Below are 24,154 nucleotides of genomic sequence, written 5' to 3' on the forward strand. Positions count from 1 at the left end.
TTATAATATATTTATATTATTTTAAATGTATTAAACATTGTTTAGAAAAAGATCTTCATAACTAAAATTACCCATAATATCTATTGTCAATTGATTATTTATTAGTTTGTCATTATTGGTTATTTCTAATGTGGTTTTCTTATTGTTATAAGAAATCTTTATTTTATGATTTTCATCAGAAAACTCCTTTGTTAATGATGGTTTTATCAATATTTTATCTTTTGGTAATTGAAATAAAATGGCGTCTTCATCTTTGTTAAAATCATAAATAATGTTATGACCATAAGTATTATTCTCTAAGCTAAATATAAAAATATCCTTTCCTTGGCTACCAAACAATTTATTGTTACCCCCTTTGATAATAAAGGTATCATCATGGTATCCACCATCAAGAATATTGTCGCCTTCTATAGCTATTAATACGTCATTACCTGAGCCACCATAAAGAATGTCCTGACCTCTTCCACTAAAAAGAGTATCATCTCCCTTTTCACCAAAAATAAGATCATCGCCATCGTCACCGTAGAGGGTATCATTATCAATGCCCCCATAAAGAGTGTCATCTCCATCCCCCCCATAAAGGATATCATCGCCTTGCTCACCATAAAGAGTATCATCACCTTTTTTACCGCTTAAGGTATCATTTCCCTTATTTCCTTTAAGATAATTATCAACTTGATTACCTAAAATATAGTTGTCTTTTAATCCACCTAATGCATTTTCAATAACAGTCCCGAAAGCAATTGAAATATTATTTTCTAATCCGCCTATACTAGAAAAAGCACCTTCATTAAGATCTATTTTTTGTTCAACATCATATTGAGAAAAATCTAGTGTATCGTTACCACCTGCATCCCAAATACAACTGATGATTACATCTCTATCTGTATTGAGAGTATAGGCTTTTCTTTCAGTGTTAGAATTAAAGCCATATATAGTGTCACCTGTTCGAGTTGAGGTATTTTTACCATAAAGTTGTTGAATTAAATAAATATCAATAAGCATTGGGCTCATTGGGAAATTATCATGAAAATCAGCATGTTCTTTTTGTGGCATATTGTATGCCATGACTGAATACTGGAAACTATTTTCTTTAATATTGAGATTGTTATTATCATTAAATGTATGTGGTAATCCTAAAGCATGGCCTATTTCATGTATATAAGTGTAAAATTTATATGTTCCTTTTTTAGATGGTTCTAAATTATTTTCTAAGTGAGAATTAGCATTTAAATTTCTAAATAAATGAATATCATCTTCATTTTCAATATAATAATAATTTATATTATCGGATTTTTTCATGAAAGCATCTATTTTAGGTTTTCTTACTGGTGTAATATGTGACTTATTAACTGTTTTTATATATTTTGTTTCAGAAATATTTAACCAAACCTGCCCTGGTTCGCTATAGTCTGAAATGCTAGAGATTTCTTTTTCTGGGTACTTTTCTTTTGTAGGGTATGTTGAAAAACCGCCTATTTTAAAAGAATGTTGTTCATAATATTCAAACACATTATTATAAAGACCAATTCTTATATCAGTATCATGGCCTGCTTCTTTTTCTATGAATTTAATATTAGTGATATCAGCCCATAACTGTAATATCTCTTTTGCTAAAGCTTGTTGAGGTTTGTTTAGTGTAGTTATTGTATTATATTTATCTGTTCTTAATTCAGTATATGTTGGAAAACTAAATGATATTTCTGTAAATTTATGGCTAGGGTGTGATTTTTCCCATATGGCAATATCAATTCTATTTTCTTTCATTACATCAATGATAGAGTAAAATGCTTTTGTTTTTTTTATAGTAGATGAACTCATGGATATAATTCCTTTTACATGAAGTGTAAAAGAAATTTTATATTACTATGATTTTTAATCTTTAAAAATAAGACCAAATAAAAATGGTAATAAGTTTAAAATTATCTTATTACCATTTTTTCAAATAGAAGTGGAATTAATTAACTATGAGCTAAATTTCTTTTCTCTTTAAAAGCAAATACAAAAATAATTGCTAGAATTAATGTATATGAAGCAAATATTAACCAAATAGAGTGCCAGTCTTTTATTCCATCGTTTGTAAAATGATCTACGACCATGCCACTTAAAATGGAACCCGCATATGCGCCAACACCATTGACCATAGTCATAAATAACCCTTGAGCACTAGCTCTTATTTCAGGTTTTACTTCATTTTCGATATAAATAGAGCCTGAGATATTGAAAAAATCAAATGCACAACCATAAACAATCATTGAAAGCATTAGCAACACAAAACCCCAAGGAGAGGGATCACCATAAGCAAATAATCCAAAACGTAAAGTCCATGCAATCATACTAATTAACATGACTTTTTTAATACCAAAACGTTTGAGAAAGAAGGGAATTGCTAAGATAAAGGCCACTTCAGCCATTTGTGATACTGATAATAAAATTGATGGATATTGAACAATTAAACTATCAGCAAATTCAGGGTTTTTAGCAAAATCATGAATAAAAGGACTACCAAATGTATTAGTAATTTGAAGTACTGCACCTAATAGCATGGCAAATAAAAAGAATACGGCCATTATAGGCTTTTTAAATAAAACAAAAGCATCTAATCCTAAGCGAGAAGCCCAAGAAGTTGATTGTTTATGTTGGGTAGTCGGTATTTTAGGTAAACAAAAGGAATAGAGTGCCAAACAAAGCGAAGCGACTGATGCAATATATAGTTGAGTGTTGCTGAGTTCTAATTTAAGTAAGCTAACACACCACATGGCGATAATAAAACCTATCGTGCCAAAAACACGAATAGGGGGGAAATTAGCAACAGAATCTAATTTGTGTTTATTTAAACAGAAATAGCCAATTGAGTTTGAAAGTGCAATTGTTGGCATAAAAGCTAATGCATTAATGAACATAACCCAGAACATGATGGTAGGATCAGTCACTGATGCTGCAAAAAATAAAGCAATAGCACAAATAATATGACAGATAATATATAAACGATTAGCGGGAATAAATTTATCTGCAATTATTCCGAGTAAACCAGGCATAATGAGGGCGGCAATACCTTTTGAGCCATAAACTAACCCCACTTCAACCCCAGTGAAATGTAATGTTTGCATCATGTATGCACCTAGGGTGATCAACCAACTTCCCCAGATAAAATATTGCATAAACATCATGCCTTTGAGCTGTATTTTTATTCCCATAACAATCTCCACTGTTGGGGGATAGGATTAGAGTGGAATATAGGCAGCTATCTATATTCCACTTTTTCTTTAATTGATAAAAAGTTATAAGCGTGCGATCACTTCACTAATAAGTTTTAAGAAGGTAGATTTTACGCGCTCTGCGGTTTCAATCACTTCATCATGGCTAAGTGGCTGTTCTAAAATCCCACAAGCCATATTGGTTAAGCATGAAATACCTATGGTGTCTATGCCTGAATGGCGAGCAATAAGTGCTTCTGGTACCGTTGACATGCCAACGGCATCAGCACCCAATGTTCTTATCATGCGAATTTCAGCCGGTGTTTCATATGTTGGACCTGTCCACCATGCATAGACTCCTTGGCGTAAAGTGATATCTTGTTCTTTGGCAATATCAATAACAATTTGGCGCATGGCTTTGTTATAAACTTCACTCACATCTAGAAAACGGACACCTAATTCAGGGTTATTGGGTCCAATAAGTGGGTTATTTGCTGTCAGATTAATATGATCCGTAATTAACATCAGATCACCAGGGTTAAAATCTGTATTTACAGCGCCACATGCGTTAGTGATAATCAGTTTTTCGACACCCAGAGCTTTCATTACACGAACAGGAAAGGTGACTTCATCGAGTGATACACCTTCGTAGTAATGAAAACGACCTTTCATGGCAACAACCGTTTTGCCTGCAATTTTACCAATCACTAATTCATTAGCATGTCCTACAGCACCAGATGCTGCGAAGTGTGGAATAGTGTGATAAGGGATGTGTACAGCATCTTCTAAAGTATCAGCAAAAGGACCTAAACCTGATCCTAAAATGATCCCAATAGTTGGTTTTTCAGATGTTTTAGATTGAACAAATTCTTTCGCTTTATTAATTTCAGAAATCTGGTGCATGACGCTCTCCTGTGTAAATCATCATTACATTTTAAATTATGCTTGAGAGTACTTTGCCTGATATGCAGAAATGAACAACTTTCTTTTTCTCATTTTGAGATTAAGATCATGTTGTTTGTTTTGATTGAGGTACTATTACTTTTTTTACAGTAAGATAGCGATATTCCTCTTTAACTAGCGAAATAATTTAATAAAGGAAATAGCTATGCTATTGAAAAATTTAAAAGAACTTCAGTCTTCTAAGACATCAAAAGCATTAAAACTGAAAAGCCTTTATAAATTAATCGCAGAAAATGGCCCGATAAAAACAGAAACGCTGACTGAGTTAGCACAAATGAAACCGGCGACTTGTGCCCGATTACTTGACGAATTAAATGCTCTTGAATTGATTACAACTGCAGAATTAGGTGAGTCAACCGGTGGACGAAAACCTATTTTGTATAATATAAATACAGAAGGGGTGTTTTTAATCGGTATTGAACTAAGCAAGGTCTATTCAACAATTGTCTTAATGGACCTAAAGCTTAATATGTTAGATAAAATTAAAATCTCACCTGAACCTTATTTGTCTGCCTCTGAAATGACAGACAAACTATTGCCTAAAATTGATGCTTTATTATTAAAAAATAAAATTAATTATGAAAAGGTGCTGGGATTAGGGATCTCTATTGAGCATGTTGTTGAACATCAACTAGCTTCTAAATCTCTTGATGAAGAATTTCGTGAGTTAGAGATATTATTGCGTAAAAAAATTCCTACTTACGTAACAGTAGGGAGTGGCGTACATTTTGCTGCATTAGCTGAGTTTCGTTTATATTACCGCCAAAAAACACAACGGTTTTTATTTACATCTTGTGATACCGAAGTCAGAGGTTGTGCAATTATTGCTAACCAGTTTTTAACTGATACATCAGTAACGATGAATTGTTTTGGCCATATGACAATCGATGTAAAAGGGCCTTTGTGTGAATGTGGCTCTTATGGTTGTTTAAATACACTCTGTTCTTTAGATGCTATAAAAAATAACGTTATTCATCAAATAAGGCGAGGAAAAACCTCCTTATTAACATCGCTTGTTAGTGTCGATGATGAAATTAATTATCACACTATTTTTCAGGCAATTGAAATGCGTGATCCTTTGTGTATTGATGCATTAGAAGAAGCTGCTTATTACTATGGATTGGCTATTGCAAACTCTATTTTAATGCTACAACCTGATATAGTTGTGTGTGGCGGTACGTTAATTCCTAAATATACATTTTTTGATACCGTGAAAAAAACGATTGAAACTAAACTCGCACTTTTCCCAAATATAAAAACAGAAGTTTATCCCGCAAGTCACGCTTATGAAATCGTGTCTCAAGGTGCAGGAGCAATGGTATTGGAACATTTAGTCAATTAATAAATGAAAAAGGCGCTGTAATATCAATTACAACGCCTTTTAGTTTTTTATTGTTGTTTGTTTTTACTACTTAACCCTGGTGAGGTTACCTGCTAGGAGACAGGTTTATTGATATAGACTAACTTTTTACTGCAAACTTCTTTTATTTACCTCATTGTGAGGAAGGTGATTCTTTTTATTTTTGGTTTAATTTAAACTATCTCAACTAACATCCTATTGTTGTGACGTTACTTTACCCTGGTACTTTGTGCATTTGGGAGCCAATTATAAATATGCCTTACATACCTAGAGAAAAAATAGATTATCAGTCCATTGGCTATCGACTACGAGCTTACCGTATAGCCTCTTCATTAAAAGCTGAAGATGTTGCAGAAAGCTTAGGTATTTCTCGTGCTGCCGTATATCGATTAGAAAAAGGCGAAATTGTTAAGATTGAAACTCTCGATAATCTTGCTAGATTATTAAATACTTCATTAACGAGTTTATTAGGTATTAATACCGAATATTACTCAAGTGCGAATGGTTTTTTCGAACGAATGCGCCAACTTGAGACTCAATCTTCACATATTTATACTCACTTCGAACCCTTTTCTTATTTATTAACTTCAGATTGTTATGATAAAACATTGGTTGAAATGCTAACAGAAGCATCACCTTTAAATCTTTTATCTGAAAAACAACAAGAAGTTTTATCTATTTTAAAAGAGCGTAAAAAACATCAGTCTTTACATTCACCTCATATTTATAACCTTATTAGCCAACAACAAATCGAGAAATTTCTTTATGTTGGTATGCTAGGTTCAGTTAATTTAACGAAAACATTGCAACAAGAAAGAAAACAGCGGGCAAAAAGTGAAATTCTTCATTTAATTGAAAAGCTAGAGCAAAAAAATAATTATCTTAATATTGCAATTATTTCAGATACTATGCCGTCTTTAACTTTCCAACTATTTTATCAAGATAAAGTACCTCTTTCTTTAGCCGTTAGCCCGTTCCGTTTAGGTGAGTTTCCTAATGTCAGTACGGGCATTGCCACCGTAACTTCTTCAACTGAGGCGATATTTCAGTATCAATCTCTTTTTGATAAATTATGGTTAAAAGCGACCAAAGGGGATGATGCAATTAACCTTTTAAAACAAATAGTCAGTCATTATTGATTTGCTAATGTACCTAATGTTTCTGCTAATAAATCTGCAGCGACAGCAATATCACTAAACTCGGTGAATTCATCAGGATGATGACTAATACCAGCAACTGAAGGTGTAAAGATCATCGCAGTTGGATAAAGCGACGCCATATTCATTGAGTCGTGGCCTGCACCACTTAACATGGTCATATAGTCGATATTGTGTTTTTGGCATAAGCTTTCAATAACTTGGCAAATTGAATCATCTAATTTAACTGGCGATTCAGCAGAAATTGGTTGAACATCAATAGCAACACCAAAATCTTTTTCTGCTTTTTCAACACTGTTATTTAAACGTTGTACAACACGCTGAATACTTTCAGTATCAATACCACGAATATCAACAGAGAATTTTACTTGTCCTGGAATGACGTTCATGGAGTTCGGAATAACGTTGAGTTTACCCACTGTACCTACAGTGCCATAAACGGCTTCAGTACAGGCTGCACGGTTGATATCGGTAATAATCTCCGCACTTGCCACTAACGCATCTTGACGTTGATACATTGGTGTTGCACCAGAGTGATCTGCATGACCATTAACAGTGACTGAAAAGCGTGTAGGTGCTGCAATACCATTAACAATACCAATGGTTTTCTTGTCATTTTCAAGGCGTTTACCTTGTTCAATATGAAGCTCAACAAATGCACTATAACGATCTTCTTTGACTAAACAACTATCCAAATTATCATGCTGATAACCTAATGATTTCAAAACTTCAAAGAAGTTATTGCCATCATCATCTCTATTTTGCTCCCAGCGAGCTTTGTCAATTTTTCCTGTTAATACCTTACTGCCAATACATGAAAAGCCAAAACGGCTAGATTCTTCAGCACGAAAAACAACAAGCTCAAGGTCGCGTTTAAGTTGCTGTGGTTTGTATTGCATTAAGGCATAAAACCCAGCAATCACACCCAAGGCTCCATCATAAGCACCACCTTGAGGTACGGTATCAAGGTGAGATCCTGTACCTACTGCAGGTAGTGAACGATCTTTACCTGGTAAGCGTGCGTAAAGTGTACCAATACCATCACGATAAACTTCAAGACCGGCTTCTTTCATTAAACCCGCAAGATACAGATGCGCGGCTTCATCTTCTTCGCCATAGGCAATACGAGTGATCCCTTTGCCACTGTTATCTTTTTTATAAATTTGCATTGTTTCAATTAACGCTTTCATATCATTAATTGAATAATGAGTTGCTGTATCTTGTTGAGTCATAAGATAATTCTCCCGTGGTTTCTGTAATATCTTTTTGTCTAAAAAATGAGACAATTTAAGGATTAAAAAAGCCATCTTCAAAGATGGTCACTGTTTTTATGATCATTGCTTATTATATTTACTGCTGAAGCTATATTTCGTCAATGACAATTCAGGTGAATTTCATATTCTGTGAGATAGGTATTAATTAAAAAGAGATATATAGCGGGAGTATTTCTAAAATGAATTTAAATTGTATTATAAATGTTATAAAAGCGATCGCTTTTTATATTAAGCATATTTGAAATTATATTTTTAATTTAAAAATGAAAATAAGAATTATTATTGGTGATAAATTTTTTATTGGCGAATTATTTATAAGGTCTGGTAATAAAGATATTATTCGCTATAGCTGTCTTTTTTTTTGCACTTTACCTTTGTATCTCACTAACATTTGGCAAAAAAAAAGTAATTTAAAAAAATAATAACGATTCTGTTAATATAAATGCAATTCACTTATATCATTGTGTCGGTATATATTTTAGTGAAAATATTGCAAAATATAACTCCACCATTTTTTATTTTTCTTATCTATTTCATAAGCATTATCTATATTTTTATCTGCAATAATGATATAAAATGAATTATCTAAAAATGAACTATTCTTTTCTAATTTATCAATAGGTAATGTGGGGGTTGATTGAAGAAGTGAGTATGAGTAAATCATGGTAAAAGGAGAACTTTGTCCTAAATATTGTTCATCTTTATATAATACGACATAGACAGGTTCAGTTTCGGTAATATATAAATATATACCTATTGGATTTATTGGGTTTATTTTATATACGTAGGCCTGGTAAACTTTATTTTCTATTTTTTTAAAGAGTAAATCTTTATTGAAATAATGTGACATGAGCAAGAAGAAAATACCAGAGTAAAATTAATAAAATAATAATTTTTTTTGTATTTTTCATAAATCATCTAACGAGATATTATTAATATCAATCTAGTGATATTAGGTGAAGGTTAAAATGTATTATAAGATTTTTATTGATAATAGATGTGCCAGATTTTTAATGAAAATATTATAAATTATTACGTCCTACGACAATGAGAAGTTATCGTAAGGTTCTTCGTACATTTGAAGAATTTACCTCGTTAAATCCTGCTCAGATTGATCAATTAACAGTTCTACAATGGCGACATCTTGTTTTAGGTGACAATAAGCGCTCAAGTAGAACATGGAACAATAAAGTGACTCATATGAGAGCATTGTTTAATTTTGGAATAGAACAAGAATTATTACCCCATAAAAAGAATCCTTTTAATGGTACGGTAGTTCGTGCAGGAGCCAAAAAGAAAAAAGTTCTGACTAAATCACAGATGGATGATATGTACCGTCGAATGACACACTATCTAGAACTTGAAGAAAAGCAAGGTTATGGCTACGTGTGTGATGGGCGAAAAAATGCATTATATCCAGCGTGGTTTTGGATGACGGCAATGAACGTATTTCGTTATACCGCCATTCGCCAAGGGCAACTTCTGCATATTAGGTTGGGGGATATTAATCTTGAAGAGAAGTGGATCCATCTATGTGAGGAGGGCGCTAAAAATCATCGTGAACATCGGGTACCGATTGTTTCCGCATTATACCCATCACTAGAAAATTTAGTGAAAGAAGCACAAAAGGTAGGTGTAGAACTGACTGATCAACTATTCAATGTTGGATGGTTTGATTTAATGAAAAGAAAGAAACATCCAAAGACGATGGGAGAATACCCGTTACGTTCATTTTTCAAACGCTTATCAGCGGAATGTAATTTCATTGTATCACCTCACCGTTTTCGACATACCGTCGCAACGCATATGATGCAATCACCAGAACGTAATCTTTATGTTGTGAAAAGGCTGTTAGGACATGCCAGTATTACATCGACATTAGAATACATTGATGAAAGTGTTGATAATTTGCGAGACATACTTGAAGCGGAATTGATGTGATGAAAATAACAGGAGGAGTATCAAGATTTGACAGTGATTAGGAAAGAAAGTAAAAGTTACAAATAAAAAAAACAGCCTTGATTTGAGCAAGACTGTTTATTCAAAGCTTTTAATAGATTTTTAACAACAGATAACTTGCGTTAATTTGTGTCTTATTCTTAGCTTTTTTGCCCTCTCAGTTATTTAACTAACTGATGAACAAATGAAAGATGGTGCCCGAACTCGGAATCGAACCAAGGACACGGGGATTTTCAATCCCCTGCTCTACCGACTGAGCTATTCGGGCAACGGGGCGTATTAAACCCGATATCGCTTTGCTCGTCAACGTTATTTATCACAAAACTGTTTGATTGCTGTTTTTTTAAACTTATTGGTTAATAAAACACTATTTATCGCGAAAAAAGAGCAAAAACGAAGTTAAGCATAGTTTGTCGTAGCTAGAATTATGGTGACAAAAAATACAATAAGACGGTTTATTGGATCGTAATAACAAACAAAGCTTACCCAAATTGATTGAGTAAGCTTTATTTCTTTTGACTTAATAATAATTAACGATAGTTGCGTTGAGCTGTACTGACTTTTTCAAGATAACGACGAGATTGGTCAGCAGGGTGCTTATTACGTAACGTGGTATACACTTGCGCAGGCTCTAAGTTGTTAATCATGGCCGCTGCTTGTTTCTTATCACTATGGAATATGCGTAAGACGCTGCCAGCACCTCCATTGTAAGCCTGTATAACGGCATAACGGCGCGAAATAGGATCTTTAATATCACCAAGGTAGCTGTTTTGTAGTATTGAAATATAAGCAGCACCCGCATCGATATTATTAGCAGGATCAAACAAGTAACTACGGCTTGGTTGTCCTGATTTACCTTGCATGCGGAATACATCTCTTCCTGCCGTTGCTGGCATAATTTGCATTAAACCTAATGCGTCTGAACTACTGACAGCATAAGGGTTAAAACTTGATTCAATTTGCATAATAGCTAGGATAAGCGATGGCTCAACACCATATTTAGCTGCTGCTTGTTGGACTAATGGTAAATATTTATGTGCACGTTTATCAAGGTGATTAGGGACTAAATTAATGGTGACATACCAAATTGTATTTATACCAGATTGGCGTTTTTGTAATTTATTGGCAATCAGATAATCAGCAAACTTATTGGCTCGCCATTCCCAGCGTATAGGCTGCCCTGTATTATCAAGAACCTGCCCGGATAAAAAAGGTTCTGTACTGTGAGGGATGTTATTGACATCAGAATAGAGGTCGATAGAGCCTGGATCTTCACCCATTAATAATGTAGTGACAATCGCCTTATGTAATTGGAATTGAGGAGCGTCACCACCTAATGTTTCTATCGTGATGGTACCCGCTTCAAAGTTAATATGGCTACGGGTTTTATAAGCGTCAGTATATTTTACGTAGTCTTTAGGACCGGCTATTAAAACCTCCTTCATCCCCCAAATCATTTCGATATTATTGGCAAATTGCCCCATAAGAATATCGAACGCATTGGTGTCCTTTGCGTAATCGGGTTCAAATGTTTTAGGGGGTTGGCTACTACATGAAATGAGTAGTGGGGCGATAATTAGCAAGAGAAGGATTTTTTTCATGGTCAATTGCATCGCTATGGTGAATAAAATACCAGAGCCTTAAAGGCTCTGGAAAAGTAAATATTATTTTTCAGGTGGGGTGTAGCCGTCAATATGAACATCATGACCTTCAAATAAAAACCGTACCATTTCTTGTTCTAATAGTTTGCGATCTTCTGGGTTCATGGTGTTGAGTTTTTTCTCATTGATCAACATCGTCTGTTTTGTCATCCACTGAGTCCATGCTTCTTTTGAGATCTCATTGAAAATGCGCTTTCCAATTTCTCCTGGGTACAACTGAAAATCAAGTCCATCAGCTTCTTTGTTTAGGAAAGTACAAAAAATAGTTCTGCTCATAATACGTCCTCAATATCGCAGGGATTAGCTTAGGCTAATTGTCTAAGTAAATTCTCTACAGGCGCCGCTAACCCAACGGTTGCAGGTGTCTGTAAGTTATACCAAAGTCCTTTTTGCTCCTCCATCATAGAGGTAAACGCTGAGAGTTTTACGCAAATTGGCACAATATCTAAATGAAAGTGACTAAAAGTATGTCGAAATGAAATCAGTTGTTCTGATTCATTATTCTCAAGTCCATGCTCAGTTAGCCACAGATCTAAAAGCGCTTTTGTCTCAAACTGAGGAAAGGCAAATAACCCCCCCCATATTCCTGCTGGTGGTCTCTTATCCAACCAAACAAGATTATCATATTGTAAAATAAGAAAATAAGTTGTTTTTTCTGGGATAACTTTTTTCGGTTTTTTCCCAGGATAATCCGTACAATTGTTTTGAGCATAAGCGATACAACCTGTATTTAGTGGACATAGTTCACATTTAGGTTTGCTTCTAGTACAAACCATTGCACCTAAATCCATCATTGCCTGATTAAAATACTCGACACCTACAGTTGGGGTGACGTTTTCGCTGATCTCCCACAACTTATTTTCAACTTCTTTTTTACCTGGCCAGCCTTTAACGGCATAACAACGAGCTAAAACACGTTTCACATTACCATCAAGGATTGGGTAAGGTTTTTTCAGTGATAACGACAAAATAGCGCCTGCGGTTGAACGTCCAACACCCGGTAAAGCACAAACGTCCTCAAAGGTATCAGGAAAGTACCCTTGATGTTTATCTACAATGTGTTGTGCTGCTTTATGCAAGTTTCTGGCTCTTGCGTAATAACCAAGGCCCGTCCATAAATGAAGTACTTCATCTAATGGAGCTTTAGCTAACGCTGCGACATCAGGAAAACGTGAAATAAAACGCTCAAAATAAGGAATAACCGTTGCAACTTGGGTTTGTTGCAACATTACCTCAGATAACCAAACGTGATAAGGCGTTTTTTCTTGCTGCCAAGGGAGCGTTTTACGCCCATATTTATGATACCAATTGAGTACGACTTGCGAAAATTGCAGTGCTTCCATCATGTTTTATTTTATTAACTCATGTTCTGATTAAGGTAAGATTGCACCACAGTGAGAATAAACTGTAAACACTCTTAATATTTATCTTATAGAGTGATGCTTCTATAAGTGACTCTTGCTAAACTTAGGGATCTTTGGATAATGTCGGTTAAGTTTATACCATAGCGACATTATAACGATTTTAAGTAAATAATTGGCCTAACGACTGACAGTATTAGACATGATCAAGAATGTAATTTCTCCGGAATTCAATGAAGAAGGGCGTGCTTTACGGCGCGTTCGTAGTTTTGTTCGTAGACAAGGCCGTTTAACTCCTCGTCAAGAGCAAGCATTAGAAATACAGTGGCCTATTTTTGGCATTGAATATCAACCGGAACCCATCGACTTCAGTCAGGTTTTTGGACGCGAAGCACCTGTTATTTTGGAAATTGGCTTCGGCATGGGCGCATCGCTCGTGACTATGGCAAAAAATACGCCAGAAAATAATTATTTCGGTATTGAAGTGCATGCACCTGGTGTGGGTGCCTGTCTTGCAAGTGCTGAAGAAGAACAATTAACTAATTTGCGAGTCATGTGCCATGATGCGATTGAAGTACTCAATCACATGATCCCAGATAATAGTTTAAAAATGGTTCAGTTATTCTTTCCTGATCCATGGCACAAAGCGCGCCATAATAAGCGCCGTATTGTTCAAGTGCCTTTTGCAGAATTAATTTTAAAAAAATTAACGTTAGACGGTGTTTTTCATATGGCGACAGATTGGGAACCATATGCAGAACATATGCTTGAAGTGATGACAAGTGTTGAAGGCTATCAGAATTTGTCAGACACTCAGGATTATGTACCACGACCAGAAACACGCCCAGTGACTAAGTTTGAGAAACGTGGTCATCGTTTAGGGCATGGTGTATGGGATCTTATGTTTAAGAGGGTAAAATAATGGCTAAACAACGTAGTCGCCGTTTACGCAAAAAAATGCGTATCGATGAATTTCAGGAATTAGGTTTTTCAGTTAAATGGACTTTCCCAGAAAATACCCCAATTGAGGAAGTGGATCGCTTTGTTGATGAACTGATCCTCAAAGTTATTGAGCCAAATGGGCTGGCATTTGATGCAAGTGGTTACCTGAGCTGGGAAGGCTTAATCTGCTTACAACAAATTGGTAAATGTACAGAAGAGCATCGCCAATTAGTCGAAAACTTCCTAAAAGAGAATAAAATGCAAGATGTACAGACCTCTGAACTATTTGACGTTTGGTGGGACTGATAGAAAGTTATACATTTAGCAAATAATTACAAGGGCATCCAAAAGGATGCCCTTGTCTGTCTGGGGAAGGGACTGTGACTACAACGTTATCTAACGCATTACTGTCAGATATTTTGCAACAAATTCGCCCATTAATCGGGCAAGGAAAAATCGCGGATTATATTCCCGCGTTAGCCCAAGTATTGCCAGAACAGCTTGCTATGGCTGTTTATACGGTGGATGGTGAACTCTATCAATCCGGTATGGCAGACAAGCGCTTTTCTATTCAATCTATTTCTAAAGTGCTTAGTTTGACACTTGCTTTAACTCGTTATGAAGAAGACGAAATTTGGCAACGAGTAGGAAAAGAGCCTTCAGGTCTGCCTTTTAATTCCTTAATACAATTAGAGATGGAAAAAGGGATACCTCGGAATCCTTTTATTAATGCGGGCGCTATTGTTATCACTGATATGTTGCAGTCTCGATTAAGTGCACCAAAGCAAAGAATGTTAGAAGTTATTCGCTTTTTAACTGATGCTCCTGATATTTGTTATAACTCAGTGGTTGCAAAATCAGAGATGGAACATCTTAGTCGAAATGCATCAATTGCTTATCTGATGAAATCTTTTGATAATTTTGAGAATGATGTTATCACGGTGCTGGAGACTTATTTTCACTATTGTTCAATAGAAATGAGTTGTACTGAATTAGTTCGATGTTTTAGTTATTTAGCTAATCAGGGCGTAAGTGTTGGGAATAAAAATCAGATTATTACGCCAAGACAAACCCGACAAATAAATGCGTTAATGTTAACTTGTGGTATGTATGATGGTGCCGGTGAATTTGCATTTCGTATTGGTATTCCCGGAAAATCAGGCGTAGGTGGTGGTATTATTGCTGTTGTTCCCGATGCGTTTACAGTTGCAGTTTGGTCACCAGAGCTGGATAAATCAGGTAACTCATTAGCAGGTTGTGCAGCACTTGAATTATTAGCAAACAAAGTAGGGCGTTCAATTTTTTAGCCATGTTTTCAGGAGAGTTGTTATGAATTTAAGAAATATTGCTGTCACACTATTTTTTGTTGCGGGTACAGCAAATGCATCACCAAGTTTTGATTGCGCTGTAATGCCAAAAGATGATTTGCGCATAACCTCTGAATTTGTTGAGGTCGCAGGTTCACATGGTTTAATGGTGATTTATCCTGACGGCACATTGTTTCAAAATGAAAAAAGTGCCTCATTGACACCACAGCAACAAGAACTAGCAAAGAAATATCAAGCCACAGTAAGACGAGACATACCTTGGTTAAGAACTGAAACAGGGGTAAAACTGCAAGATTCTCGTAAAGTGCTCGATAAAGTGGTGATTGAAGCTTTTGGTAAAGATAGCAATATCCTTAATAGATTAAGTAGATTAGAGAAAGATCTTAATCAGCAAATGGATAGAGTGGTCAGCATAGAACCGAATAACATTACATTCCATTCTCAAGCCATAAAAGAAGTTGAAGCCAAAGGCCGTGAAATCGTAGAGAGTAGCCTTGGTGGTATGCTGCAAGACAGTATTAATGAATTAGGGAAAAAACAGTTATTAGCAGCTGCTGGTGGCGACAGTAAAAAAGCCTTAGGTGGATTATTAGGAAGCTTAGATGGTTTCCAAAAAATCATAGATCAGGAGTGGAAACAGCAAGAAGCTGCATTTACTCAATTTGGTCAGCAAGCTTGTAGCAAAATAACTCAGATGGAAAACCAACATATCGAACTTATTAATTCGTTAAAAAATAATTCATCAAATATTAATAAATAATAGCGTTATATCCCTTGTAGTTAATAAGCTTTATAAATTGTGAACTCACAATAATTGAAAATAATAATGAAAATCATTCCTATTCAATTGACTTGTGAGATGAGCTGTTTACAATGCCCTGTTTGAGTATTCCACTTAAACAGGGCAAAGTTAATGAAGAAGATCCTTCCTTTAGTTATCGCATCTATCCTTTCTGTAACGAGTTTCTCTGCGTTAAGCAAAACGCCAACTGAATATCAACCTAACAAAGTTATTAGTCAGCAGAATGACAAGATGGTGATTAAACATCTGTTGGGTGAAACAACCGTCTCTAAAGATCCATCAAAAGTGGTTCTTTTTGATTTTGGTCTCTATGATTCTTTAGTTCAGTTAGGTTTAGCCGATAAAGTGGTTGGGTTACCGTTAGGTAATGCTCCTGCTTATATTAAAGGTAGTATTGCAAGTAACGTTGCTAATGTCGGTGGCATGAAAGCGCCTGATTTAGAAAAACTAGCTGAAATTAAACCTGATTTAATCATTATTACGGGGCGCCAAGGCGCATCTTATGAAGCCTTAGCTAAAATTGCACCTACTGTTAATTTAGGGACTAATAGCGCTAATTATCTCAATTCAGTTGAGTCTAATATCAAATTATTAGGTGAGTTATTTGATAAACAGCAAGCGACTCAAGAACAAATTGCTAAATTAAATGCCGTTATTGAGCAAGCTCAGAAAAAAGCCACTGGATCTGATAAAAAAGTATTAGTGTTGATGCATAACGCCGGCAATTTAATGCCTAATAATCAAAGCGTTGTTTATGATGTTGTTAAAGCAAAAAGGGCCGAATTACCACCTGTTGCAGAGGAAGATAAAGGTAAACGTCGCATAGTTACCTCAGAAATGATCGCAAAAGCTAATCCAGATGTTATTTTTATTGTGGATCGTAGCGAAGCGATTGGCGCGGGTAAATTAGAACAAACCACATTTGAAGATGACGCTATAAAAACAACTTCAGCCTATAAAAACGGCGGTATTGTTTATCTGCAGGCTGATCTTTGGTATCTCTCTGGTGGTGGTTTAGATAGCTTAACTAAACAAATTGAAGCCGTAGAGAATGCGCTTTAATTGATTAATCTTTAAGCTTTGTTATTAAAGAGAAATGCCCAACTGAGAATAACAGTATGGGCATTTTTTTAAGCTAGCTATTTGAAATCAGCAATATTAAAGAAATAGTTCAAGCAATGAGTTGAGAAACAGTTTGCCATGAGGTGTAATTTGCCAGTGAGTGTCTGTTTCACTGATATAACCTAAAGCCAAAGCTTCGTCTATTTGATGGCGAATAACTTCTTCAGAAAGCCCCGTATAATCGCTGAAATCTTGTCTTGGAAATGCTTCTAATAGACGAAAACGGTTCATAAAAAATTCAAATGGACGATCATCATTATCAACAAAATGTTGTTGGTCGAGATAACGGCCTTCCATAAAACCTTTAGGGTGCTTGGTTTTTACTGTTCGCATGATGCGACCATCTTCAAAGCTTATTTTCCCATGAGCACCACAACCAATACCTAAATAATCGCCAAAACGCCAATAGTTTAAGTTGTGCTCGCATTGAAAGCCCGGTTTGCAATATGCTGATGTTTCATATTGTTGATAGCCTGCGGCTGTCAATAATTTATCGCCTTCTGAGAAAATATCCCACAACATATCGTCGTCAGGTAATTTAGGCGGACGGGAACCAAATTGTGTGTTGGGTTCAATGGTTAATTGATACCAAGACAAATGTGGTGGGGATAATTCTATTGCTTGCTGTAAATCCGAAAGCGCTTGAGATAATGATTGGTCTGGTAATCCATGCATTAAATCTAAATTAAAGCTACGTAAGCCTAATTCTTTGGCTAAACGAGCTGCATTTTTAGCTTCATCTGCATCATGAATGCGCCCTAAGCGAATAAGTTTATCATTACCAAAACTTTGCACACCAATAGAAATACGATTTACGCCAGCACGTTGGAATCCGGCAAAGCGCTCAGCTTCTACGGTTCCCGGATTCGCTTCCATGGTAATTTCTGCATTCGGGCTAACAGCTAGGCGTTCTTTAACGCCATAAAGCAAATCAGCCATTGATTCAGCACTTAATAAACTCGGTGTTCCACCACCAATAAATATCGTTTGAACTTCACGAGAACCAACATGAATAAGATCAGCATCTAAATCATTGAGTAAATGTTGCACATATTCCTGATGCGGTACTTCACCTTTTAGTGTGTGTGAATTGAAATCACAATAAGGGCATTTTTGTACGCACCAAGGAATATGAATGTATAGACTTAATGGGGGCAACTTAAGCATTCTTAAGGGCATCCAACATTAATTTAAGTGCTTTACCACGATGCGAATGCTGATTTTTTTGCTCTTTAGTTAATTGCGCTGCAGTGCAATTTAACTCTGGAACAAAGAAAATAGGATCGTAGCCAAATCCACCTTCACCGTGCATTTCTTTACTTAATACACCATGCCAAATACCGTGGAAAATCAGAGGAGTTGGATCGTTCTCATGGCGCATATAAACTAATACACAATTAAATTGTGCTTGGCGTTTTTCAGCAGGTATTTCTTTCATTGCATCAAGCAATTTATCCAGATTTTGCTGATCGCTTGCATCCACACCCGCATAGCGCGCTGAGTAAATCCCTGGAGCGCCTCCTAATGCATCAACCGAAATACCTGAGTCATCGGCAATTGCAGGTAAACCAGTCACTTTTGCTGCATGACGCGCTTTAATCAGTGCATTTTCAACAAAAGTTAGGCCCGTTTCTTCAACAGAATCAACACCAAGCTCTGTTTGAGCAACAATATCTAAACCAAAATCAGAAAGCAAAGAGGCTAGCTCTTTGACCTTTCCCGGATTTCCTGTTGCGAGAACTACTTTTTGCATGAGTGTTATCCTTAGTAAAGCGTTACGCTAAGTAGCCATTGTAAAACATCTACACGCAGATAATTCAGGGCGTAAAGCACAAGAATAACAATCATTGCAGAGAAATCTAAACCACCCATTGCCGGAATGACACGACGAATAGGAGCCATTAAAGGTTCTGTTAATTGAAATAAAAGATGATCAATTGGATTGCGACCTTGGCTTACCCAACTAAGGATTGCGCGGATAATGATCAACCAGAAAATCATCTTACCTGCTGCTGTGAGCAGTTCAATAAAGGCAAATGGGAACATTAAAGAGAAAGGAATAGATGTTCCTGATAAGTAAGATGGAATAATAATACCAAGCAGAATTAATATATAGGCTAATAAGACTGAAGCGGTATCAATAGGGCCAATAGAAGGGATAACACTTCTTAATGGGCGAACAATTGGCTGTGTGATCTTGACGATAAATTGTGAGAAAGGATTATAAAAATCAGCTCTGACACATTGCATCCAGACACGTAGTAGAAGTACGGATGTGTAGAGTTGAAGAAGAGTCAGAATGACGAAATTTAAAAAATTCATTAGTTGGCCCTGATGAAATTAAAATAGTTTTTCCATTTCTTGCGCGCGTTTAATCGCAGCTTGCATGGCAGAAGCGACATTTTCAGGTAATTTACCTTCATAAAACTGCATAAGTGCAGCCGCTGTCGTTCCACCTTTTGATGTTACCTGCTCGCGTAAAGTTGAGAAAGGTAGCATATGTTGTTTTTCAGCTAAGGCAGTAGAACCACTTGCCGCTTGTTGCACGATGGCTCTTGCTACATCAGGTGAAAAACCTAAACGTTCAGCTTCTTGTTGCATTGATTCCATAAACAAGAAGAAATAAGCAGGTGCACTACCAGCAACGGCGATAATATCATTGATGGCAGATTCTTGCTCTACCCAAACGGTTGTTCCGACACTTTTCATTAATTCATCAGCAAACTGTTTATCTTGAGATGAAAGTGAATTGTGCGCGAACATACCACTTAAGCCTTTACCTACCAGTGAAGGAGTATTTGGCATAATACGAACGAGTTGTAATTGAGTTGCGAAATAGTCGTTATATCGTGTAGCAGGAATGCCTGCTGCGATAGTGAGGACTAACTTTTTACTCATATCGATATTTTGTAAGGGCTTACAAACTTCTTCCATCATTTGTGGCTTTACTGCCAATACAATAACATCTGCTTTCTGAACTGCATCAATATTGTCATTAGTACTATGAATACCGAACTCTTTCTCTAGTGGTTCACGGCGAATGGCTGAAGGTGAGCTGACGGTAATTTTATTTGCTGGATATCCACCTTGAACCAATCCCGCAATAATGGCTTGAGCCATATTTCCAGCGCCAATAAATGCGATGTTACGATGTTCCATATAAACCTCTATTTTTACTTAGTCGCGTAATCTCTTGCGCCAAAAATTGCTGTTCCAATACGAACGAGTGTTGAACCACAAGCAATAGCCGCTTCCATATCACTTGTCATTCCCATAGATAATGTATCTATGTTGGGATATTGAGATTGTAATTGTTTAAATGCGAGATGCATTTTTTCTAACACTTCAACTTGTTTGTCATAATTGCTTTCAGGTGCAGGGATCGCCATTAATCCGCGTAATTTAATGCCTGAAAGAATAGAAATTTGTGCTGCTAGCCCATCAAGTTCAGTCAGATTAATACCAGATTTACTGTTTTCATCGCTAATATTGATTTGAATAAGGACATTTAATGGTGGCAATGAGTCAGGACGTTGGTCACTTAATCTTTGAGCGATTTTTAATCTATCAATGGTATGGCACCAATCAAAATTTTCAGCAACAAGGCGCGTTTTATTTGACTGTAGAGGACCGATAAAGTGCCAAACTAAAGCGTGGTTATCGGCAAAATAATGGATTTTATCAACACCTTCTTGGACATAGTTTTCACCAAACTCAGTTTGTCCACATGCTATTGCTTTTTCGATGTCACTCGCAGGTTTTGTCTTACTCACTGCAAGTAGTGTTATTTCTTCTGAAGAACGGCCGCATTTCTGCGCTGCTGTGTCAATGTGAGACCTGACATTGACGAGATTCTGTTTAATAGTATTCATGGCAACTCAGGAGATAATAAGATGAAAATGGAAAATTTAATTGCGTATAGTGTAAAGCATAACGCCTCTGATCTGCATCTTTGTTGTGGCGATGTACCACGATTACGGATCAATGGAATACTTTATCAACAAAATCAATGTAAACCTATCACATCCGATAGTCTACTTGCGTGGTTCAGGCCTTTTTTGAATGATACCCAAAAGCAAACTTTTGAGAATGAAGGTCAGATTGATGCAGCACTTACGTTGCCTTGTGGGCAACGACTTCGTATTAATTTGTTTCGCCAACAAAAAGGTGTTTCAGCAGTATTAAGAATAATTGAAACACAAATCCCTTCTTTAGATAAACTTCGAGTACCCAAGTCGGTTTCAACATTATTAGATAACTATTCTCATGGGCTTATTTTAGTTACTGGGGCTACAGGCAGTGGCAAATCATCGACATTAGCCGCGATGATCAATCATTTAAATCAATATCAACGTCAGCATATTTTGACATTAGAAGATCCAATCGAATTTATACATAGCAATAAACAAAGTGTTGTTCAGCAACGAGAGGTTGGGCGCGATGTGCAAAATAGCGCAAGTGCAATAAAGGGGGCTTTACGTCAAGATCCAGACGTTATTATGCTAGGGGAGTTAAGAGATGCACAAAGCATTAAGTTAGCATTAACCGCAGCCGAAACAGGGCATTTAGTTCTAGCTACTTTGCATACTCAAGGTGCAACACAAACACTTGAACGTGTTACTAACGTATTTGCAGGTAATGAGCGTCAATGGATTTCATCACAATTAGCATGCAGTTTGAGGGCGATAATTTCACAAGAGTTGGTACCTTCAACTGACGGTGGGCGGGTGGCATTATTTGAAATAATGCAGGTTACGCAGGGCATTTCGCATCTTATTAGAGAAGGGAAATATCACCAAGTAACAACATTGATGCAAACGGGTAGTGAATATGGCATGCAAACCTTCATGTTAAGTCGCCAACAACGTCAACATGAAGGATTAATTCAACGAGATTAATTGATTAAGAGCGAGATTAATAAGAATAGTCGTTTTACATGACTGGTATTTGTTAGCATTGCTGTTCAAACCAGCTTTCAAGAATAATAACGGCAGATGTTGCATCCACACTGCCTTTATCTAATGAACGATAACCACCACGCTCAAAAAGGTGAGCACGAGCCTCAACGGTACTAAGGCGTTCATCATGTAAGGCAATTTGTACACCAAATCGACCATGGAGGCGATTTGCAAACTTTTTAGCTTGTGTTGTGACTAATTGTTCCGTGCCATCCATATTAAGAGGTAAACCCACAATGACTAAATCAGGTTGCCATTCTTTTATGATTTTTTCGATCTGAGACCAATCAGGAATGCCGTCTTTGGCTTTAAATGAAGCTAAAGGTCTAGCAGTTCCTGTGACTTCTTGACCAATAGCTGCACCAATACTTTTAGTGCCAAAATCAAAGCCCATTACAGTTCTGTTTGACATTATGCGTGACCCGCTATAGGTGAAATAGTATGGATATTAATCCCAATTAATTCAGCAGCTTTATGCCAACGTTCAGCAATGGGGGTATCAAAAATAATTTGAGGCGATGCTTCAACTGTAAGCCAACTATTTTCTAAAATCTCTTTTTCTAATTGGCCTTGTTCCCAACTGGAATAACCTAAAGAGACCAATGTTTTTTCTGGTTGTCTTGCTGTGCCTAAGGTTTCTAATACATCTTTAGATGTTGTGATCATGGTGCTATCACTGATTTTTATGCTAGAGCTAAAACCTGACATCGGAGTATGTAAGATAAAACCATGCTCTTCTGCAACTGGGCCTCCTGACATCACAGGTTTTTGTAAGCTAATCGCTTCATCTCTGTCTGTTGAAAAAATTTCCAGTTGATCTAATACGCCTTCCACTGAGATATCTTCGATAGGTTTATTAATAATTAAGCCCATCGCACCGTTTTCATTATGTTCGCAAACATAGACGACCGAACGCTCAAATAACGGATCGCTCAATGAAGGCATAGCAATAAGAAAATGGTTAAGTAAATTCATAATAGTAATACTGTTCCCTGATCATTTTTAGTAAAAAACCTAGCCCTTTTATACATTGTATTTCTTAATGTACACCACTTATTTATATGTAGGGGCTAGGTTCAGACTTTTAAACCCTTTAGCGAGAGTGATTAAAAGTTAGTTTTTCTTGTTTAGGCGTACTTCAATTGCATCCATTAGCATACCTGTTACAGACACATCAGGATAAGCGGCTTCAATTTCACGCGCACAAGTTGGGCTTGTGACGTTAATTTCAGTCAAGCGATCGCCAATAACATCTAAGCCTACAAAAATAAGGCCTTTTTGCTTAAGGATAGGTGCGACTTGACGTGCAATTGCCCAATCACTTTCTGTTAATGGACGAGCTTCACCGCGACCACCAGCAGCTAAATTGCCACGAGTTTCCCCTTTTGCAGGAATACGTGCTAAGCAATAAGGTACAGGTTCGCCGTCTACAACAAGAATGCGCTTATCACCATCAACAATTTCAGGTAAGAAGTTTTGCGCCATACAGAAACGATGACCATGGTCTGTGAGCGTTTCGATAATAACACCTACGTTAGGATCGTCTTTTTTCAAGCGGAAAATAGATGCGCCACCCATACCGTCTAATGGTTTGAAGATCACATCACCATGTTTTTCATGAAAGGCACGTAAATGTTTAGCTTCACGGGTAACTAAAGTATCTGGTGTTAAAGTAGGGAACCATGCTGTAAAGAGTTTTTCGTTACAGTCACGCAAGCTTTGTGGCTTATTAACAATGAGTGTTCCCATATCTTCTGCGCGCTCTAAAATATAGGTTGCGTAGATGAACTCGGTATCAAAAGGCGGATCTTTACGCATTAAAATAGTATCAAGTTCACCTAAAGCAATATCCTGCTCTTGGCCAAATTCAAACCATTTTTCTGGGTTTTCTTCTACGCTGAGTAAACGAGTATGAGCGCGTGCTTCACCTTGGTGTAGGTAAAGATCGTTCATTTCCATATAATGAATTTCCCAACCACGGCGCTGTGCTTCTAATAGCATGGCAAAGCTGGTGTCTTTTTTGATTTTGATGGATGAAATTGGATCCATCACAATACCTAATTTAATCAT

The 24,154-nt window shown here is 36.5% G+C and carries 24 protein-coding genes, 1 tRNA gene and 1 pseudogene; 9 read left to right on the top strand and 17 right to left on the bottom strand.

What is annotated here, in order from left to right:
- Positions 1-30: 30 nt before the first annotated feature.
- The 3 genes from DK866_RS14135 to DK866_RS14145 form a co-directional block, all read right to left on the bottom strand.
- Positions 31-1,821 carry a M10 family metallopeptidase C-terminal domain-containing protein gene (locus DK866_RS14135; RefSeq protein WP_109409419.1) on the bottom strand — a complete coding sequence of 597 codons (1,791 nt, stop codon included), beginning with the start codon at positions 1,819-1,821 and terminating at the stop codon, positions 31-33.
- A gap of 140 nt (positions 1,822-1,961) precedes the next feature.
- Complete coding sequence (locus DK866_RS14140) at positions 1,962-3,197, bottom strand: nucleoside permease (protein WP_109409420.1); 1,236 nt, start codon at positions 3,195-3,197, stop codon at positions 1,962-1,964.
- Positions 3,198-3,281: 84 nt separating this feature from the next.
- Positions 3,282-4,100, bottom strand: coding sequence for a purine-nucleoside phosphorylase (locus DK866_RS14145; protein WP_109409421.1), 819 nt, complete (start codon positions 4,098-4,100; stop codon positions 3,282-3,284).
- Between the two features lie 205 nt (positions 4,101-4,305).
- Between DK866_RS14145 and DK866_RS14150 the strand changes: the two genes are divergently transcribed.
- Complete coding sequence (locus DK866_RS14150) at positions 4,306-5,502, top strand: ROK family protein (protein WP_109409422.1); 1,197 nt, start codon at positions 4,306-4,308, stop codon at positions 5,500-5,502.
- 272 nt (positions 5,503-5,774) lie between these two features.
- Complete coding sequence (locus DK866_RS14155; RefSeq protein WP_072070687.1) at positions 5,775-6,659, top strand: helix-turn-helix domain-containing protein; 885 nt, start codon at positions 5,775-5,777, stop codon at positions 6,657-6,659.
- Here the strand turns inward: DK866_RS14155 and DK866_RS14160 are convergent.
- Positions 6,653-7,909, bottom strand: coding sequence for a Zn-dependent hydrolase (locus tag DK866_RS14160; protein ID WP_109409423.1), 1,257 nt, complete (start codon positions 7,907-7,909; stop codon positions 6,653-6,655). The two genes, DK866_RS14155 and DK866_RS14160, sit on opposite strands and share 7 nt — an antisense overlap.
- 520 nt (positions 7,910-8,429) lie before the next feature.
- Positions 8,430-8,801, bottom strand: coding sequence for a DUF6201 family protein (locus tag DK866_RS14165; RefSeq protein WP_109409424.1), 372 nt, complete (start codon positions 8,799-8,801; stop codon positions 8,430-8,432).
- A gap of 170 nt (positions 8,802-8,971) precedes the next feature.
- Between DK866_RS14165 and DK866_RS14170 the strand changes: the two are divergent.
- A pseudogene (locus tag DK866_RS14170) lies at positions 8,972-9,892 on the top strand (tyrosine-type recombinase/integrase); the annotation flags it as partial.
- A 210-nt stretch (positions 9,893-10,102) separates the two neighbouring features.
- Here the strand turns inward: DK866_RS14170 and DK866_RS14175 are convergent.
- From DK866_RS14175 to mutY, 4 genes are all read right to left on the bottom strand, one after another.
- Positions 10,103-10,178, bottom strand: a tRNA-Phe gene (locus tag DK866_RS14175).
- 262 nt (positions 10,179-10,440) lie between these two features.
- A complete protein-coding gene (gene mltC / locus DK866_RS14180; RefSeq protein ID WP_109409480.1) occupies positions 10,441-11,511 on the bottom strand; it encodes a membrane-bound lytic murein transglycosylase MltC in 1,071 nt (356 codons plus the stop codon).
- Positions 11,512-11,574: 63 nt separating this feature from the next.
- A complete protein-coding gene (locus tag DK866_RS14185; protein WP_072071114.1) occupies positions 11,575-11,847 on the bottom strand; it encodes an oxidative damage protection protein in 273 nt (90 codons plus the stop codon).
- Between the two features lie 29 nt (positions 11,848-11,876).
- Complete coding sequence (mutY, locus tag DK866_RS14190; RefSeq protein ID WP_109409426.1) at positions 11,877-12,917, bottom strand: A/G-specific adenine glycosylase; 1,041 nt, start codon at positions 12,915-12,917, stop codon at positions 11,877-11,879.
- Positions 12,918-13,134: 217 nt separating this feature from the next.
- Here mutY and trmB point away from each other — a divergent pair, with 217 nt between their 5' ends.
- The 5 genes from trmB to DK866_RS14215 all read left to right on the top strand — a co-directional run bounded on the left by trmB (position 13,135) and on the right by DK866_RS14215 (position 17,066).
- Positions 13,135-13,854 carry a tRNA (guanosine(46)-N7)-methyltransferase TrmB gene (gene trmB / locus DK866_RS14195; RefSeq protein ID WP_109409427.1) on the top strand — a complete coding sequence of 240 codons (720 nt, stop codon included), beginning with the start codon at positions 13,135-13,137 and terminating at the stop codon, positions 13,852-13,854.
- Positions 13,854-14,180: a YggL family protein gene (locus tag DK866_RS14200; protein ID WP_006534836.1), complete on the top strand. Its 327-nt coding sequence runs from the start codon at positions 13,854-13,856 to the stop codon at positions 14,178-14,180. The genes trmB and DK866_RS14200 overlap by 1 nt, the downstream gene beginning before the upstream one ends.
- 74 nt (positions 14,181-14,254) lie before the next feature.
- Positions 14,255-15,181 carry a glutaminase B gene (glsB, locus tag DK866_RS14205; RefSeq protein WP_109409428.1) on the top strand — a complete coding sequence of 309 codons (927 nt, stop codon included), beginning with the start codon at positions 14,255-14,257 and terminating at the stop codon, positions 15,179-15,181.
- 22 nt (positions 15,182-15,203) lie between these two features.
- The gene (locus DK866_RS14210) at positions 15,204-15,962 is read left to right on the top strand and encodes a DUF2884 family protein (RefSeq protein ID WP_109409429.1); all 759 of its coding nucleotides are present in this window, start codon (positions 15,204-15,206) and stop codon (positions 15,960-15,962) included.
- A gap of 153 nt (positions 15,963-16,115) precedes the next feature.
- A complete protein-coding gene (locus DK866_RS14215; RefSeq protein WP_109409430.1) occupies positions 16,116-17,066 on the top strand; it encodes a siderophore ABC transporter substrate-binding protein in 951 nt (316 codons plus the stop codon).
- A gap of 96 nt (positions 17,067-17,162) precedes the next feature.
- On the opposite strand, the gene hemW is transcribed toward DK866_RS14215, so the two are convergent.
- From hemW to DK866_RS14240, 5 genes are read right to left on the bottom strand one after another with little or no spacing between them, the layout of a single operon-like run.
- Positions 17,163-18,293, bottom strand: coding sequence for a radical SAM family heme chaperone HemW (gene hemW, locus DK866_RS14220; protein WP_109409431.1), 1,131 nt, complete (start codon positions 18,291-18,293; stop codon positions 17,163-17,165).
- Positions 18,286-18,879: an XTP/dITP diphosphatase gene (locus DK866_RS14225; RefSeq protein WP_109409432.1), complete on the bottom strand. Its 594-nt coding sequence runs from the start codon at positions 18,877-18,879 to the stop codon at positions 18,286-18,288. The genes hemW and DK866_RS14225 overlap by 8 nt, the downstream gene beginning before the upstream one ends.
- 11 nt (positions 18,880-18,890) lie before the next feature.
- Entirely contained in the window at positions 18,891-19,448 is a 558-nt protein-coding gene (locus tag DK866_RS14230) for a YggT family protein (RefSeq protein WP_023581020.1), read from the bottom strand.
- A gap of 18 nt (positions 19,449-19,466) precedes the next feature.
- Entirely contained in the window at positions 19,467-20,285 is an 819-nt protein-coding gene (gene proC / locus DK866_RS14235; RefSeq protein ID WP_109409433.1) for a pyrroline-5-carboxylate reductase, read from the bottom strand.
- A 14-nt stretch (positions 20,286-20,299) separates the two neighbouring features.
- Positions 20,300-20,998: a YggS family pyridoxal phosphate-dependent enzyme gene (locus tag DK866_RS14240; RefSeq protein WP_109409434.1), complete on the bottom strand. Its 699-nt coding sequence runs from the start codon at positions 20,996-20,998 to the stop codon at positions 20,300-20,302.
- A gap of 21 nt (positions 20,999-21,019) precedes the next feature.
- On the opposite strand from DK866_RS14240, the gene DK866_RS14245 reads away from it, so the two are divergent.
- Positions 21,020-22,024: a type IV pilus twitching motility protein PilT gene (locus DK866_RS14245; protein WP_109409435.1), complete on the top strand. Its 1,005-nt coding sequence runs from the start codon at positions 21,020-21,022 to the stop codon at positions 22,022-22,024.
- A 52-nt stretch (positions 22,025-22,076) separates the two neighbouring features.
- On the opposite strand, the gene ruvX is transcribed toward DK866_RS14245, so the two are convergent.
- The 3 genes from ruvX to gshB form a co-directional block, all read right to left on the bottom strand.
- Positions 22,077-22,496, bottom strand: coding sequence for a Holliday junction resolvase RuvX (gene ruvX, locus DK866_RS14250; RefSeq protein WP_109409436.1), 420 nt, complete (start codon positions 22,494-22,496; stop codon positions 22,077-22,079).
- The gene (locus DK866_RS14255) at positions 22,496-23,059 is read right to left on the bottom strand and encodes a YqgE/AlgH family protein (RefSeq protein ID WP_109409437.1); all 564 of its coding nucleotides are present in this window, start codon (positions 23,057-23,059) and stop codon (positions 22,496-22,498) included. The genes ruvX and DK866_RS14255 overlap by 1 nt, the downstream gene beginning before the upstream one ends.
- Positions 23,060-23,197: 138 nt before the next feature.
- Complete coding sequence (gene gshB / locus DK866_RS14260) at positions 23,198-24,154, bottom strand: glutathione synthase (RefSeq protein ID WP_072071100.1); 957 nt, start codon at positions 24,152-24,154, stop codon at positions 23,198-23,200.

It is taken from the genome of Proteus genomosp. 4 str. ATCC 51469 (genome assembly GCF_003144375.1).
Classification (GTDB): domain Bacteria; phylum Pseudomonadota; class Gammaproteobacteria; order Enterobacterales; family Enterobacteriaceae; genus Proteus.

Coding starts and splice junctions, on each gene's coding strand:
- DK866_RS14135 (WP_109409419.1), bottom strand. CDS start 1,821: ATGAGTTCATCTACTATAAAAAAAACAAAAGCATTTTACTCTATCATT.
- DK866_RS14140 (WP_109409420.1), bottom strand. CDS start 3,197: ATGGGAATAAAAATACAGCTCAAAGGCATGATGTTTATGCAATATTTT.
- DK866_RS14145 (WP_109409421.1), bottom strand. CDS start 4,100: ATGCACCAGATTTCTGAAATTAATAAAGCGAAAGAATTTGTTCAATCT.
- DK866_RS14150 (WP_109409422.1), top strand. CDS start 4,306: ATGCTATTGAAAAATTTAAAAGAACTTCAGTCTTCTAAGACATCAAAA.
- DK866_RS14155 (WP_072070687.1), top strand. CDS start 5,775: ATGCCTTACATACCTAGAGAAAAAATAGATTATCAGTCCATTGGCTAT.
- DK866_RS14160 (WP_109409423.1), bottom strand. CDS start 7,909: ATGACTCAACAAGATACAGCAACTCATTATTCAATTAATGATATGAAA.
- DK866_RS14165 (WP_109409424.1), bottom strand. CDS start 8,801: ATGTCACATTATTTCAATAAAGATTTACTCTTTAAAAAAATAGAAAAT.
- mltC (WP_109409480.1), bottom strand. CDS start 11,511: ATGAAAAAAATCCTTCTCTTGCTAATTATCGCCCCACTACTCATTTCA.
- DK866_RS14185 (WP_072071114.1), bottom strand. CDS start 11,847: ATGAGCAGAACTATTTTTTGTACTTTCCTAAACAAAGAAGCTGATGGA.
- mutY (WP_109409426.1), bottom strand. CDS start 12,917: ATGATGGAAGCACTGCAATTTTCGCAAGTCGTACTCAATTGGTATCAT.
- trmB (WP_109409427.1), top strand. CDS start 13,135: ATGATCAAGAATGTAATTTCTCCGGAATTCAATGAAGAAGGGCGTGCT.
- DK866_RS14200 (WP_006534836.1), top strand. CDS start 13,854: ATGGCTAAACAACGTAGTCGCCGTTTACGCAAAAAAATGCGTATCGAT.
- DK866_RS14210 (WP_109409429.1), top strand. CDS start 15,204: ATGAATTTAAGAAATATTGCTGTCACACTATTTTTTGTTGCGGGTACA.
- DK866_RS14215 (WP_109409430.1), top strand. CDS start 16,116: ATGAAGAAGATCCTTCCTTTAGTTATCGCATCTATCCTTTCTGTAACG.
- hemW (WP_109409431.1), bottom strand. CDS start 18,293: ATGCTTAAGTTGCCCCCATTAAGTCTATACATTCATATTCCTTGGTGC.
- DK866_RS14225 (WP_109409432.1), bottom strand. CDS start 18,879: ATGCAAAAAGTAGTTCTCGCAACAGGAAATCCGGGAAAGGTCAAAGAG.
- DK866_RS14230 (WP_023581020.1), bottom strand. CDS start 19,448: ATGAATTTTTTAAATTTCGTCATTCTGACTCTTCTTCAACTCTACACA.
- proC (WP_109409433.1), bottom strand. CDS start 20,285: ATGGAACATCGTAACATCGCATTTATTGGCGCTGGAAATATGGCTCAA.
- DK866_RS14240 (WP_109409434.1), bottom strand. CDS start 20,998: ATGAATACTATTAAACAGAATCTCGTCAATGTCAGGTCTCACATTGAC.
- DK866_RS14245 (WP_109409435.1), top strand. CDS start 21,020: ATGAAAATGGAAAATTTAATTGCGTATAGTGTAAAGCATAACGCCTCT.
- ruvX (WP_109409436.1), bottom strand. CDS start 22,496: ATGTCAAACAGAACTGTAATGGGCTTTGATTTTGGCACTAAAAGTATT.
- DK866_RS14255 (WP_109409437.1), bottom strand. CDS start 23,059: ATGAATTTACTTAACCATTTTCTTATTGCTATGCCTTCATTGAGCGAT.
- gshB (WP_072071100.1), bottom strand. CDS start 24,154: ATGATTAAATTAGGTATTGTGATGGATCCAATTTCATCCATCAAAATC.